The 14,271-nt window shown below is 70.1% G+C and carries 10 protein-coding genes and 4 tRNA genes; 9 read left to right on the forward strand and 5 right to left on the reverse strand.

Features of this window, described 5'->3' with window-relative positions; translation table 11 throughout:
* Positions 1 to 76: 76 nt before the first annotated feature.
* The 7 genes from ACP7TJ_RS15225 (at position 77) to ACP7TJ_RS15255 (ending at position 6,759) form a co-directional block, all read left to right on the forward strand.
* Positions 77 to 1,717 (forward strand): metallophosphoesterase family protein, encoded by a 1,641-nt coding sequence (locus ACP7TJ_RS15225; RefSeq protein ID WP_427763511.1) that lies wholly within the window; start codon positions 77 to 79, stop codon positions 1,715 to 1,717.
* Between the two features lie 80 nt (positions 1,718 to 1,797).
* Positions 1,798 to 1,870 (forward strand) — tRNA-Glu (locus ACP7TJ_RS15230).
* Between the two features lie 39 nt (positions 1,871 to 1,909).
* Positions 1,910 to 1,984 (forward strand) — tRNA-Asp (locus ACP7TJ_RS15235).
* A gap of 24 nt (positions 1,985 to 2,008) precedes the next feature.
* Positions 2,009 to 2,082 (forward strand) — tRNA-Phe (locus tag ACP7TJ_RS15240).
* A gap of 94 nt (positions 2,083 to 2,176) precedes the next feature.
* Positions 2,177 to 6,157: an ATP-dependent RNA helicase HrpA gene (gene hrpA / locus ACP7TJ_RS15245; RefSeq protein ID WP_427763513.1), complete on the forward strand. Its 3,981-nt coding sequence runs from the start codon at positions 2,177 to 2,179 to the stop codon at positions 6,155 to 6,157.
* A gap of 91 nt (positions 6,158 to 6,248) precedes the next feature.
* Positions 6,249 to 6,323 (forward strand) — tRNA-Asp (locus ACP7TJ_RS15250).
* Between the two features lie 217 nt (positions 6,324 to 6,540).
* On the forward strand, positions 6,541 to 6,759 hold the full coding sequence (locus ACP7TJ_RS15255; protein WP_167741464.1) for a DUF6274 family protein: 219 nt from the start codon (positions 6,541 to 6,543) through the stop codon (positions 6,757 to 6,759).
* Between the two features lie 436 nt (positions 6,760 to 7,195).
* Here the strand turns inward: ACP7TJ_RS15255 and bldC are convergent, their stop codons facing one another.
* Together bldC and ACP7TJ_RS15265 are read right to left on the reverse strand one after the other, a co-directional pair.
* Entirely contained in the window at positions 7,196 to 7,402 is a 207-nt protein-coding gene (gene bldC / locus ACP7TJ_RS15260) for a developmental transcriptional regulator BldC (RefSeq protein WP_003949541.1), read from the reverse strand.
* A gap of 539 nt (positions 7,403 to 7,941) precedes the next feature.
* Positions 7,942 to 8,784 carry a hypothetical protein gene (locus ACP7TJ_RS15265; protein WP_093768536.1) on the reverse strand — a complete coding sequence of 281 codons (843 nt, stop codon included), beginning with the start codon at positions 8,782 to 8,784 and terminating at the stop codon, positions 7,942 to 7,944.
* 220 nt (positions 8,785 to 9,004) lie between these two features.
* On the opposite strand from ACP7TJ_RS15265, the gene ACP7TJ_RS15270 reads away from it, so the two are divergent.
* Positions 9,005 to 10,093, forward strand: coding sequence for a Leu/Phe/Val dehydrogenase (locus ACP7TJ_RS15270; RefSeq protein WP_167741462.1), 1,089 nt, complete (start codon positions 9,005 to 9,007; stop codon positions 10,091 to 10,093).
* Positions 10,094 to 10,412: 319 nt separating this feature from the next.
* The gene (locus tag ACP7TJ_RS15275) at positions 10,413 to 10,661 is read left to right on the forward strand and encodes a DUF3073 domain-containing protein (RefSeq protein ID WP_093768538.1); all 249 of its coding nucleotides are present in this window, start codon (positions 10,413 to 10,415) and stop codon (positions 10,659 to 10,661) included.
* 123 nt (positions 10,662 to 10,784) lie between these two features.
* Here the strand turns inward: ACP7TJ_RS15275 and purM are convergent, their stop codons facing one another.
* The 3 genes from purM to ACP7TJ_RS15290 all read right to left on the reverse strand — a co-directional run bounded on the left by purM (position 10,785) and on the right by ACP7TJ_RS15290 (position 14,257).
* Positions 10,785 to 11,852 (reverse strand): phosphoribosylformylglycinamidine cyclo-ligase, encoded by a 1,068-nt coding sequence (gene purM / locus ACP7TJ_RS15280; protein WP_427763516.1) that lies wholly within the window; start codon positions 11,850 to 11,852, stop codon positions 10,785 to 10,787.
* A 33-nt stretch (positions 11,853 to 11,885) separates the two neighbouring features.
* Complete coding sequence (gene purF, locus ACP7TJ_RS15285) at positions 11,886 to 13,412, reverse strand: amidophosphoribosyltransferase (RefSeq protein WP_093768540.1); 1,527 nt, start codon at positions 13,410 to 13,412, stop codon at positions 11,886 to 11,888.
* A gap of 62 nt (positions 13,413 to 13,474) precedes the next feature.
* Positions 13,475 to 14,257, reverse strand: a complete 783-nt coding sequence (locus ACP7TJ_RS15290) for an META domain-containing protein (RefSeq protein WP_427763518.1) — start codon at positions 14,255 to 14,257, stop codon at positions 13,475 to 13,477.
* Between the last annotated feature and the right edge of the window lie 14 nt (positions 14,258 to 14,271).

Raw genomic sequence — 14,271 nt, forward strand, 5'->3', positions numbered from 1 at the left:
TGTCGGGGACGATCGGTCCGTACGAGAGGCGGGCGGCGCCCGCATATCCGGCCGCCCGTGCGGGCATAGGGGATCAATGGCCCGCGTCCCGACTGCCGTCCTGAACCTGATCCACCGCTTCCCACGGCTCCCGCAGGCCCTGACCCGCCGCCACCGCTCCGGCACCCGGCCCCCGGCCGCACCGGCCCTCGCCCCCGGCGCACGGCCGCGCCCCTGGGTGCGCGCCCTCGGACTGGTCGCGGTGGTGATGCTCGGCGCCTGGCTCGGCCTGCTCGTCGTCGGCAACGTCCGTGTGCCGGTCGGCCCGATGGACACCACCATGACCCTGCGCCCGTCCTTCACCGGCGGCACGAAGATCAACGTGTCACCCCTGGGCGCGCTGCAGCTCGACAGCCACATCGCCCCGGTGCGCCTCGACGTCAACGTCGACCAGCTCGACCCCGAGCGCGCCCGGGCCCTCGTCGACCACCCCGAGCGCCTCTCGGGGCTCCAGGACGAGGTCACCGAGGACATCGCCCGCGGCACCGCGGACCTCGCCGTGCGCTCCTGCGTCGCCGTCGTCACCGGCGCCGCCACGCTCGGGCTCCTCGTCTACCGCCGCCCGCGCCGCGCCCTGGCCGCCGGAGGGCTCGCCCTCGGCCTGCTGGCCGCGTCCGGCGGCACGGCGTACGCGACCTGGAACCCGGACTCGGTGCTGGAGCCGAAGTTCTCCGGCCTGCTCTCCTCCGCGCCCTCGCTCGTCGGCGACGCGCGCAGCATCGTCACCGAGTTCGACGTCTACCAGAAGGAGTTGGCCCGTCTGGTCACCAACGTGACCAAGCTCTACGACGCCACGTCCACGCTCCCCGTCTACCAGCCGGACCCGACCACCATCCGCGTCCTGCACGTCTCCGACATCCACCTCAACCCGGCGAGCTGGAAGATCATCGCCTCGCTGGTGGAGCAGTACCGGGTGGACGTGATCGTCGACTCCGGCGACACGATGGACCACGGCACGGCCGCCGAGAACGGCTTCCTGGACCCGGTCGAGGACCTGGGCGCCCCGTACGTGTGGGTGCGCGGCAACCACGACTCGCTCGTCACCCAGCGCTACCTCGACCGGATGAGGAACGTGCACGTCCTCGACGACGGCCGGGCGAGGACCATCGCGGGCCTGCGCTTCGCCGGCATCGGCGACCCGCAGTTCACCCCCGACCGCACCCAGAGGACCGGGGCCGAGCAGTCCCAGGAGCTGGCGGGCGCCCGGCTCGCCTCCGCGATGCGGGACCAGAAGCGGGCCGGCACCCCCGTGGACGTGGCGGTCGTCCACGAGCCCTCGGCGGCCCGCGAGGTCGACGGCACCGTGCCGCTGGTCCTCTCCGGTCATCTGCACCGCGAGGACACCGAGGTCATGCGGTACGGCACCCGGCTGCGCATCGAGGGTTCCACCGGCGGCAGCGGCCTGCGGGCGATCGAGGGCACGTACCCCGACCCGATCGAGACGTCGATCCTCTACTTCGACCGGGACACCAAGCGTCTCCAGGCGTGGGACTCGATCGAGCTGGGCGGCCTCGGGCTCACCACGGCGGAGGTCAGCCGGCACCTGCCCGAGGAGAACCAGCCGGGCGCGGACCGTTCCCCGTCCCCCTCCGAAACCTCCTCCGCGTCCCCCTCCGGCAGCCCGTCGGGGACCACTCCCTCACCCGCCTCCGCCACGCCGTCGCGACCCCGCTCGTAAACCGTTTTGGCGAACCATCCCGCCATCCCATATGCTTCTCACGTCCCCGACGCGCTGAGAAGCGCCCAGGCGGGCCGATAGCCCTCATCGTCTAGCGGCCTAGGACGCCGCCCTTTCAAGGCGGTAGCACGGGTTCGAATCCCGTTGGGGGCACGCACCACCCTGTGCGACACTGTCGTACGACACAAGCTTGGTCCTGTGGAGCAGTTTGGAGTGCTCGCCACCCTGTCAAGGTGGAGGCCGCGGGTTCAAATCCCGTCAGGACCGCTGGTGTTTCACGTGAAACACCGCGGCTGGGTAGCTCAGTTGGTACGAGCGTCCGCCTGAAAAGCGGAAGGTCGCCGGTTCGACCCCGGCCCCAGCCACAGCAAAGGCCCCGATCTCTGATCGGGGCCTTGTTGTGTGCCCCGGCAAAATGGCTCGCCGCGTTTTTCCGCGGTCTGAGATCCTGGAGTCCGTATGTCTACGCACTCTGCCCCCGCCCTCGGCTCCCTCGCCTCCCGTCTCTCCGAGCTGTCACTGCGCGATGCGCACCGGCTCGGGCGGCGGCTCGAGGGCGCCCGCAAGATCCGTAAGCCGGAGGCCCGCGCCGCGGTGCTCGGTGAGATCGAGGCGGAGGTCGCCGCTGCAGAGGAGCGGATGGCCGCGCGCCGGGCCAGGGTGCCGCAGGTCAGATACCCCGAGCAGTTGCCCGTCAGCCAGAAGAAGGGCGCCATCGCCGAGGCCATCCGTGATCACCAGGTGGTGATCGTGGCGGGTGAGACGGGCTCCGGCAAGACCACGCAGATCCCGAAGATCTGCATGGAGCTGGGACGCGGCGTCCGCGGCATGATCGGGCACACCCAGCCGCGCCGGATCGCGGCCCGCACGGTGGCCGAGCGGGTCGCCGAGGAGCTGGACACCCCGCTCGGCGAGGCCGTCGGCTGGAAGGTCCGCTTCACCGACCAGGTGGACCCGGAGGCCACGTTCATCAAGCTGATGACGGACGGCATCCTGCTCGCGGAGATCCAGACCGACCGCGAACTGCGCGCCTACGACACGATCATCATCGACGAGGCGCACGAGCGGTCCCTGAACATCGACTTCCTGCTCGGCTATCTCGCCCAGCTGCTGCCGAAGCGTCCCGACCTCAAGGTCGTCATCACCTCGGCGACCATCGACCCCGAGCGCTTCTCCCGGCACTTCGGCGACGCCCCGATCATCGAGGTCAGCGGGCGGACGTACCCGGTGGAGGTTCGGTATCGGCCGCTGCTGGAAGAGGACTCCGAGGACGCCGACCGGGACCAGATCACCGCGATCACCGACGCCGTCGAGGAGCTGATGGCGGAGGGCCCGGGCGACATCCTGGTGTTCCTCTCCGGCGAGCGGGAGATCCGGGACACGGCGGACGCGCTGAACAAGAAGCGGTACCGCTCCACGGAGGTGCTGCCGCTGTACGCCCGGCTGTCGCACGCCGAGCAGCACCGGGTGTTCCAGCCGCACGGCGGACGCCGGATCGTCCTGGCCACCAATGTGGCCGAGACCTCCCTCACCGTCCCCGGCATCAAGTACGTCATCGACCCCGGCTTCGCCCGTATCTCGCGCTACAGCCACCGCACCAAGGTGCAGCGGCTGCCGATCGAGCCGGTCTCGCAGGCCAGCGCCAACCAGCGCAAGGGCCGCTGCGGCCGTACCTCGGACGGTATCTGCATCCGGCTGTACAGCGAGGACGACTTCCTCTCCCGTCCCGAGTTCACCGACGCGGAGATCCTGCGGACCAACCTCGCCTCGGTCATCCTCCAGATGACGGCGGCCGGCCTGGGCGAGATCGAGAAGTTCCCCTTCATCGACCCGCCGGACCACCGCAACATCCGCGACGGCGTCCAGCTGCTCCAGGAGCTCGGCGCGCTGGACCCCACGCAGAAGGACCCGCGCAAGCGCCTCACCCAGACCGGCCGGAAGCTGGCCCAGCTGCCGGTGGACCCGCGTCTCGCCCGCATGGTGCTGGAGGCGGACCGCAACGGCTGCGTCCGCGAAGTCATGGTCATCGCGGCGGCCCTGTCCATCCAGGACCCGCGCGAGCGGCCCGCCGACAAGCAGACGCAGGCCGATCAGCAGCACGCCCGGTTCCGCGACGAGACCAGCGACTTCCTCGCCTTCCTCAACCTGTGGCGGTACATCCGCGAGCAGCAGAAGGAGCGCGGCTCGTCGTCGTTCCGGCGGATGTGCAAGCAGGAGTACCTGAACTTCCTGCGCATCCGCGAGTGGCAGGACATCTACGCCCAGCTGCGGACCGTCGCCAAGCAGATGGGTCTCCATCTCAACGACCAGGACGCCCCCGCCGACCGCATCCACGTCTCCCTGCTGTCCGGTCTGCTCTCGCACATCGGCATGAAGGACGTGAAGGAGTCCAAGGACTCCGGGCAGGGCGGCGGCCGGCGCGACGGCGGGCGCAACGAGTACCTCGGCGCGCGCAACGCCAAGTTCGCCGTCTTCCCGGGCTCCGCGCTGTTCAAGAAGCCGCCGCGGTTCGTGATGTCGGCGGAGCTGGTGGAGACGTCCCGGCTGTGGGCGCGGGTCAACGCGAAGATCGAGCCGGAGTGGGTCGAACCGCTCGCCGAGCACCTGCTCAAGCGCACCTACAGCGAGCCGCACTGGGAGAAGGACCAGGCGGCCGTGATGGCGTACGAGAAGGTCACGCTGTACGGCGTGCCGATCGTGGCGCAGCGGAAGGTGAACTACGGGCGGATCGACCCGGAGCTGTCCCGTGAGCTGTTCATCCGGAACGCCCTGGTCGAGGGCGACTGGCGCACGCACCACAAGTTCTTCGCGGACAACCGCAAGCTGCTGACCGAGGTCGAGGAGCTGGAGCACCGGGCGCGGCGCCGGGACATCCTGGTCGACGACGAGACCCTCTTCGACTTCTACGACCAGCGGATCCCCGACCATGTGGTCTCGGGGGCGCACTTCGACTCGTGGTGGAAGCACAAGCGGCGCGAGCAGCCCGACCTCCTCGACTTCGAGCGGGAGATGCTGATCCGTGAGTCGGCGGACGCGGTCACCAAGGCCGACTACCCCGACACATGGCGCCAGGGCCCGCTGAAGTTCCGTGTGACGTACCAGTTCGAGCCCGGGGCGGACGCGGACGGCGTGACCGTCCACATCCCGCTCCAGGTGCTGAACCAGGTCACGGACGAGGGCTTCGACTGGCAGATCCCCGGGCTGCGCGAAGAGGTCGTCACGGAGCTGATCCGCTCCCTGCCCAAGCCGATCCGGCGCCACTACGTGCCGGCGCCGAACTACGCGAAGGCGTTCCTGGAACGCGCGGTGCCGCTGCAGGAGCCGCTGACCGTCACCGTGGCCCGCGAGCTGAAGCGGATGGTCGGGGTGCCGTTCGAGGCGGACGACTTCGACTGGTCCCGCGTCCCCGACCACTTGAGGGTGACGTTCCGGATCGTCGACGAGCGGCGCCGCACGCTCGCCGAGGACAAAGATCTGGAGGCGCTGAAACTCACGTTGCGGCCCAAGGCGCGCAAGGCGCTGTCGCAGGCGGCCGCCGCCACGGCGCAGCGTCAGGGCGGGGAGTCGCTGGAGCGCACGGGGCTGACGGACTGGACGATCGGTTCGCTCACCCAGGTGTTCGAGACGCGTCGGGCCGGCCAGCCGGTGAAGGCGTATCCGGCGCTGGTGGACGACGGCGACTCGGTGTCGGTGCGGCTGTTCGACTCGGAGGCCGAGCAGGCGGAGGCGATGTGGAAGGGCACCCGGCGGCTGATCCTGCTGGGCATCCCGGTCAACCCCGCGAAGTTCGCGTCCGAAAAGCTGACCAATCCTCAGAAGCTCGCCCTGTCCGCCAATCCGCACGGCTCGGTGCAGGCGCTGTTCGACGACTGCGCCATGGCCGCGGCGGACAGGCTGATCGCGGACTTCGGCGGCCCGGTGTGGGACGAGGAGTCGTACCGGAAGCTGTTCGACAAGGTGCGCGCGGAGATCGTCGACACGACGGTCCGCGCGGTCGGCCAGGTGCAGCAGGTGCTGGCCGCCTGGCAGGCCTGTGAACGCCGTCTGAAGGGCGTCCGCAGCCCCGCGCTGCTGCCGAACCTCCAGGACGTCCGCACGCAGCTGGACGGTCTGGTGAAGCCGGGCTTCGTCACCGAGGCGGGGCTGCGCCGGCTGCCGGACCTGATGCGGTACCTGGTGGCCGCGGACCGGCGGCTCCAGCAGATGCCGGCGAACGCGCAGCGGGACACCACGCGCATGGCGAAGGTCCACGAGATGCGGGACGAGTACGCCTGGCTCCTGGAGCAGATGCCGCAGGGCCGGCCGGTGCCCCAGCAGGTGCGGGACATCCGCTGGATGATCGAGGAGCTGCGGGTCAGCTACTTCGCCCACGCGCTGGGCACGGCGTACCCCGTGTCGGACAAGCGGATCGTGAAGGCGATCGACGCCGCTGCGCCGTGACGGTGCCCGCACACAGGGTGAGTTCGACCCGGGGGCTCCTGCTCCTGTACAGTCCTTCTCGCAGCGCAACGCAGGAAAGCGCCGCGAATCTGGTCCTGTGGAGCAGTTTGGAGTGCTCGCCACCCTGTCAAGGTGGAGGCCGCGGGTTCAAATCCCGTCAGGACCGCATACCGGAAGGCCCGCCCCCCGTAAGGGATGGCGGGCCTTCCGCATGTGCAGACCCGTCCGGACACCTCAGGGCCGCCCGGAGGGCTTTGTGGCAGGCCGTGGGCCCGCAAGGGCGCTCGAGCCCTCGTCCCGGGCCCGTGCGCCGTCTTGACGGCCTCCCGGCCCCTCGGTACTCCAGGAACAGGGAACGTGTCCGCGGGGACCGGAGGTGGCGCATGACGGCATCGGCCAGGCACGAGACACGGGCACTGCTCCGCGCGCATCTCGCGGCCGCGTCGTCGTACCGGCATCTCACCCGTCACTGCCCGGTCTGCCGCCGTCTCCAGCGTCTGGCGATGGACTCGGCGCCCTTCGACGGCACCGAGTCTGTCGAGCCGTCAGAACCCGCCGAGGGTCCACAGGAACAGGCCGTCGTCAACGCGCGTTCCGTCTAGCGCATATGCCGTCGGCTCAACAACCCAGTCGGTATGTGACGGGTGTCACCGCATGAGTTTTCGCAGGGGCGGAACTTACACCTCGCTTACCACTGGTCAATTTAATATGTGCAATTGCACTCCCCTGGGCCCTCCGCCCCGGCCCTTCCGGGGCCGACCCCACAGGCGTCCTCAGACTCCGACAAGCCCGCGCACAGAAGGCCGTTGAGGCCGGCCCGGCCCGCACGCGGACCCACCACCGGCGCACAAAAAAGATCGCGCTGGACCCGGCGGAGTCCAGCGCGATCGACGACGCACCCGGTGTTCAGTTGGCTGTGACGCTCTGATTCGGTGGGGCCAGAGGGCTGTTGGGGCAGTCCTCGCGTCGCTTGGAGCTAAAGTTCCCGGGCGTCGCGACCGGTGGGGGACCAGCCGGTTCTGCCCGGTTCATGCAGGTTCAGGCCTCGCTGCGCTGCTGCGGGATGCCCGCGAGCAGTGCGCGGACCTCGGCCTCGCGGTAACGGCGGTGCCCGCCGAGCGTGCGGATCGACGTGAGCTTGCCGGCCTTCGCCCAGCGCGTGACCGTCTTCGGGTCGACGCGGAACATGGTGGCAACCTCAGCGGGGGTCAGCAGCGGCTCGGCATCAGGGGTGCGAGCGGTCATGAGCGGCCTCCTCGGGAGAACCGAACCTTCTCGGTTCTTTCCTCTAAATTCTGCACCTTGACCCGCGTTGCCCGAAATGGCGGACGCGAGTCGAGTCGGTTATAGGACGAACGGCTTGTCCTCGGCACTACAACTACACCATCTGTCCAGCCACGTCGGCCAAACCGATGGAATTGCCCTCCCAGGTGTTCATCAGCCGCGGAAGCCGATGGACCATGCCATAGCGGACAGTCACGCCCCTGTGACGATCAGTCACAGCAGCATGCAGGAGTCACCGGACCCCCCAAAGCGTGCAATGCTGAGATTCCGCCCATAGTGGAGCACAGCAGGACGGAGGAGTCCTCCCCGGACTCCTTGTCCTATTTTGGCATGAGGAGGGGCAAGGGACGCAAGGGCCTTGTACGTGCGGTCCGTCACGCTTGACACGCTTGGGACTTACGCCCGGAACAGCCGCTACGTCCGATGTCGCATCCGGATTGACGCGACTTCAACCACCTCAGGGCGAAGACAAAACCCCAAGAAGGGCGCCAGGTCAAACGTCAGTTCGCCGAGCGCAGGTCACGGACCGCGCGCCAGCGCTCGACGAGGCGCCCGTAGGCATCCGCCGCGCCCCCCTCGTCGCCCCTCCGCAGCGCCGCGATCCCCTCGCCGACGTCCGCCGCCGAGTGGTCGCCCTCCAGGGCGCCGGCCGGCAGGGCGTGCACCAGCCCCCCGTAGTCCAGCTCGACCAGCGACCGCGGGTGGAACTCCTCCAGCCAGCGGCCGACGTCCACCAGACCGTCGATCAGCGGGCTCTCGTCCACGGCGTCCCGCAGCGCCCGCAGCCCCCGCGCCACCCGGCGCCGCGCCTGGACCATGGGCGTGCGGTAGCGCAGGACCGGGACCTCCCCGGCGGAGCCCTTGGCGTACTCGCGCTCCTCGTCGGCGAAGAGCACGAACCAGTTGATCGGCACCTGCCAGGTGGAGGTGCGGATCCACGGCCGCGCGTCGGGGTGCTCGGCCAGCCACCGCTCGTAGTCCCGGCTCACCTCGTGCCGCACGACCGGGGGCAGCAGGGCGTCCAGGACCGGCAGCGGGTACTCCTCCGCGAGCCCGCCCAGGGCCTGCCAGCCGCGCAGCCGGGTGCGCCACGGGCAGACCCGGACCTCGCCGTCCGTCTCCAGCACGAAGGCGTCGTCGCTCTCGTGCACCGGGACCGGCGTCGGCGGGAGGGCCGCGAGGCCGGCCAGCGACCGGCGCAGCTCCTCCTGGTAGGAGGGGAGGTCGTCACGCCGGGCGTACCGCTCCCAGTGGCCGCGCTCCGGCTCGGGGAAGGCGGCCAGCGGTTCGTACACGCGCAGGTAGGAGGCGTAGGGGACGATCACCGAGGACACCTTGGTCACGCTCTGCTCCCTCCCCCGCGGACCGCTGCGAAAACCTGCCCGGCCCCCGCCCGGACGGGTGAGGAACCCCGGCAAATCGTCGCACGCGATACTCCGGACGGAGGTGATCCGGGACACAGTGCCGCCGTCGGGCGCGGGAGGATCTACTCTCGTGCCACAGCCCCCGCCACCCGTACGGGAGCCCGTCCCACCCGCCGCTACTTACTCAGGAGTCACCACAGTGACCGACGTATCTGACGGCGTCCTGCACACCCTGTTCCGTTCGGACCAGGGCGGCCACGAACAAGTCGTGCTCTGCCAGGACCGTGCCAGCGGCCTCAAGGCCGTCATCGCCCTCCACTCCACCGCTCTGGGCCCCGCCCTGGGCGGCACGCGGTTCTACCCGTACGCCTCCGAGGAGGAGGCCGTCGCCGACGCGCTCAACCTCGCGCGCGGGATGTCGTACAAGAACGCCATGGCCGGTCTCGACCACGGCGGCGGCAAGGCCGTGATCATCGGCGACCCGGAGCGGATCAAGACCGAGGAGCTGCTGCTGGCCTACGGCCGGTTCGTCGCCTCCCTCGGCGGCCGCTACGTCACCGCGTGCGACGTCGGCACCTATGTCGCCGACATGGACGTCGTGGCCCGGGAGTGCCGCTGGACCACCGGCCGCTCCCCCGAGAACGGCGGCGCGGGCGACTCGTCGGTGCTCACCTCCTACGGCGTCTACCAGGGCATGCGGGCTGCCGCCCAGCACCTGTGGGGCGACCCGTCGCTGCGGGACCGCAAGGTGGGGATCGCGGGCGTGGGCAAGGTCGGGCACCACCTGGTGGAGCACCTGCGGGCCGAGGGCGCCGAGGTCGTGATCACCGATGTGCGTGAGGACGCCGTCCGCCGGATCCTCGACCGGCACCCCGAGGGCGTGTCGGCCGTGGCCGACACCGAGACGCTGATCCGCACCGAGGGCCTGGACATCTACGCCCCGTGCGCGCTCGGCGGCGCCCTGAACGACGCCACCGTGCCGGTGCTGACCGCCAGGGTGGTCTGCGGCGCGGCCAACAACCAGCTCGCCCACCCGGGCGTGGAGAAGGACCTCGCGGACCGCGGGATCCTCTACGCGCCGGACTACGTGGTGAACGCCGGCGGCGTGATCCAGGTGGCGGACGAGCTGCACGGCTTCGACTTCGACCGGTGCAAGGCGAAGGCGTCGAAGATCTTCGACACCACGCTCGCCATATTCGCACGTGCGAAGGAGGACGGTATTCCGCCGGCCGCCGCGGCCGACCGGATCGCCGAGCAGCGGATGGCGGAGGCGCGTCCGCTGCGGTGAGGTCCGTGCGGGGCGCTCCCGATCGGGGTGTTTTCGCACACATGAGCGGTACCCGCCGGGAGACACTTGGAGAGAACTCTCACTTCTCCCGGCGGGTCGGCCGTCGATAAGTGGTTAAAATCGCGATTGACCAGCGAGGACGGGGCGCCTCGGCGGTCCCGGGCGCGGGCACGTCATGCGGGCGACGTACCGTATGGGCGCGGGCTCAGGTACCGTGGAAGCCCTACGGACCGGTCTCTCCACGGAGAGCCCGTTCTGGACCATGAACGCGTGTCAAGACTCTGGGGCCGTCGAGCCCCGTCGTTGAGGGGGTCGAGCCATGGGGCGCGGCCGGGCCAAGGCCAAGCAGACGAAGGTCGCCCGCCAGCTGAAGTACAACAGCGGTGGGACTGACCTCTCACGCCTGGCCGAGGAGCTGGGCGCATCGACGTCGAATCAGTCACCGAACGGTGATCGTTTCGAGGACGATGAGCAAGACGACGACCTGTACGCAAAGTACGCCGACCTCTACGGGGACGACGAGGAGGACGAGGACGGCCCGTCCTCGCAACAGCGTCGCGGCGCCTGACGTTGCGTGATGCATGAGCCCGGTCGGTGACCTCGGTCACCCGCCGGGTTCAGTGCTGCCCGGACCGGCTCCGTCGGCCGGAGTGCTGCCCGCCCGTTCACCGTGCGGGCAGCACTCCCGTGCTCAGTTCGCGTAGTCACCGACAAGAGCAGCACCCGTGGTGTGGTCATCGCGCTCGGTGATCTCGCCGGCCACCCAGGCTTCCACGCCGCGGTCGGCCAGCGTGGTCAGCGCCACGTCGACGGACTCCTGCGGCACGATCGCGATCATGCCGACGCCCATGTTCAGCGTCTTCTCCAGCTCCAGCCGCTCGACCGAGCCGGTCCGCCCGACCAGGTCGAACACCGGGGCGGGCGTCCAGGTGGAGCGGTCCACCGTGGCGTGCAGCCCGTCCGGGATCACCCGGGCCAGGTTGGCCGCCAGTCCGCCGCCGGTGACGTGGCTGAACGCGTGCACCTCGGTCGTGTGGATCAGCGCCAGGCAGTCCAGCGAGTAGATCTTGGTGGGCTCCAGCAGCTCCTCGCCGAGGGTGCGGCCCAGCTCGTCGATCCGGGCGTCCAGCGACAGCCCCGCCTGCTCCAGCAGCACATGACGGACCAGCGAGTAGCCGTTGGAGTGAAGTCCGGAGGCCGCCATGGCGATCACCGCGTCACCCGAACGGATGCGGTCCGCGCCGAGCAGCCGGTCGGCCTCCACCACGCCCGTACCGGCCCCGGCGACGTCGAAGTCGTCCGGACCCAGCAGACCCGGGTGCTCGGCCGTCTCGCCGCCCACCAGGGCGCATCCGGCCAGCACACAGCCCTCCGCGATGCCCTTCACGATGGCGGCGACGCGCTCGGGGTGGACCTTGCCGACGCAGATGTAGTCGGTCATGAACAGCGGCTCGGCGCCGCACACCACGATGTCGTCCATGACCATCGCGACCAGGTCGTGGCCGATGGAGTCGTACACGCCCATCTGGCGCGCGATGTCGACCTTGGTGCCGACGCCGTCCGTGGCGGAGGCGAGCAGCGGACGCTCGTACTTCTTCAGGGCGGAGGCGTCGAAGAGGCCGGCGAATCCACCGAGGCCGCCGAGGACCTCGGGGCGCTGCGTCTTCTTCACCCACTCCTTCATCAGCTCGACGGCGCGGTCGCCCGCTTCGATGTCGACGCCCGCCGCTGCGTAGCTGGCACCAGTGTTCTGGGACATGGCTGTGAGAGCTTTCGTGTCGTCCGTCAGGGCTTACGGGCGGCGGATCGCGTCGACCGCGGCCGGGGCGGCGGTGCCGGCGGCCAGCTCGGTCTCCAACAGCTGCTTGCCGAGGAGCTCGGGGTCGGGCAGCTCCATCGGGTACTCGCCGTCGAAGCAGGCGCGGCACAGGTTGGGCTTGGCGATGGTGGTCGCCTCGATCATGCCGTCGAGGGAGATGTACGCCAGGGAGTCGGCGCCGAGCGAGGTGCCGATCTCCTCGATGGTCATGCCGTTGGCGATCAGCTCGGCGCGGGTGGCGAAGTCGATGCCGAAGAAGCAGGGCCACTTCACGGGCGGCGAGGAGATCCGGATGTGAACCTCGGCGGCGCCCGCCTCGCGGAGCATGCGGACCAGGGCCCGCTGGGTGTTGCCGCGCACGATCGAGTCGTCGACGACGACCAGGCGCTTGCCCTTGATGACTTCCTTGAGCGGGTTCAGCTTCAGGCGGATGCCGAGCTGCCGGATGGTCTGCGAGGGCTGGATGAACGTACGGCCGACGTACGCGTTCTTGACCAGGCCGGCGCCGAAGGGGATGCCGGAGGCCTCCGCGTAGCCGATGGCGGCCGGGGTGCCCGATTCCGGGGTCGGTATGACCAGGTCCGCCTCGACCGGGGCCTCCTTGGCGAGCCGGCGGCCCATCTCGACGCGCGAGAGGTACACGTTCCGGCCGGCGATGTCGGTGTCCGGGCGGGCCAGGTACACGTACTCGAAGACGCAGCCCTTGGGCTTCGCTTCCGCGAATCGGGACGTACGCAGACCGTTCTGGTCGATGGCGACGAACTCGCCCGGCTCGATCTCGCGCACGAAGCTCGCGCCGCAGATGTCGAGGGCGGCGGACTCGGAGGCGACGACCCAGCCGCGCTCCAGCCGGCCGAGGACCAGGGGGCGGATGCCCTGCGGGTCACGGGCCGCGTAGAGGGTGTTCTCGTCCATGAAGACGAGGCTGAAGGCGCCCTTGACCTTGGGCAGGACCACGTGCGCGGCCTGCTCCACGGTCACCGGCTCGCCGTCGGCGGCGCGCTGGCCGGCCAGCAGGGCGGTGATCAGGTCGGTGTCGTTGGTCGCGGCCACCTTGGGCGCGCGGCCGTTCTCCTTGGGGAGCTCGGCGACCATCTCGGCGAGCTGCGCCGTGTTGACCAGGTTGCCGTTGTGGCCGAGCGCGATGGATCCGTGCGCGGTGGCGCGGAACGTCGGCTGGGCGTTCTCCCACACGGAGGCGCCCGTGGTCGAGTAGCGGGCGTGACCGACCGCGATGTGACCCTGGAGGGAGCCGAGGGAGGTCTCGTCGAAGACCTGGGACACCAGGCCCATGTCCTTGAAGACGAGGATCTGGGAGCCGTTGCTGACCGCGATTCCCGCGGATTCCTGGCCCCGATGCTGGAGGGCGTAGAGCCCGAAGTACGTGAGCTTGGCGACCTCTTCGCCCGGAGCCCAGACACCGAAGACGCCGCAAGCGTCCTGGGGGCCTTTCTCACCGGGGAGCAGGTCGTGGTTGAGTCGTCCGTCACCACGTGGCACGCCTCCGAGTGTAGGCGAGACCGACCACTGGTCCGAATGCGGGATGCGGCCCCGCGGGTGGGTCAGCGGGACGCGACGGCCCGTACCTCGGTGCCGTTTTGGCTGGTCAGCGTGAGGGTGTCGCCGTCGACGGCGTACCGGGCGGTGCCGTTGAAGAGCTTCGTCAAGGCCTTCTCGGCGTCCATGAGTGAGTCTTCGCACATCATTCGGGTCAGGGACGGGAGGCCGAGGGTGATATGGCCGTCGCGCACGGTGGCCTCGGCGTTCACCTGGTTGCAGCCCAGGTTTCCGGAGACCGTGCCGCCCTCGTCGAAGGTGAGGTGGGCGCGGCCTGCCCCGTCGGGGGTGGTCACGTTCCAGCGGGTGCCGTGCAGCGGGCTGTCCTTCGCCTCGCTGAGGCGCACGGTGTCGCCGGACGCGGTGGTCAGCGTGAGGCGGCCGCCGCTGACGTCGGCCTTCAGCTCTCCGGCGGCCAGGGTGCGGGAGACGGCGCTCTCGCCTGCCATGACCTGGTCGTCGCAGGGCCGCAGGGTGGTCTCCGGTTCGCCGATGCGGACGCGGTCGCCGTCGGTGCGGACGCGGGCCTCGAAGAGGTTGCAGCCGTAGCTGCCGGTGGCCCGGCCGTCCTCGCCGAGGGTGAGGTGGGCGCCGTCGGGGGCGCGGTGGGTGGCGCCGTCGACGGTGACGCTGTCGACGGTCCAGCGGACGCCGGTGACCGGCCGCTCCGCCTCGGCGGCGCCGCTGCCGGCGCCCGCCTTCTCGCTGCCGCACGCTGCGGCGAGCGGGACGACGAGCACGGCGACGGCGGCCAGGGTCCTGCGCGAGGTGTGCTTCTGTCGGTCCATGCCGCTTCGACGGA

It is taken from the genome of Streptomyces sp. DSM 41931 (genome assembly GCF_050271085.1).
GTDB lineage: Bacteria > Actinomycetota > Actinomycetes > Streptomycetales > Streptomycetaceae > Streptomyces > Streptomyces albogriseolus.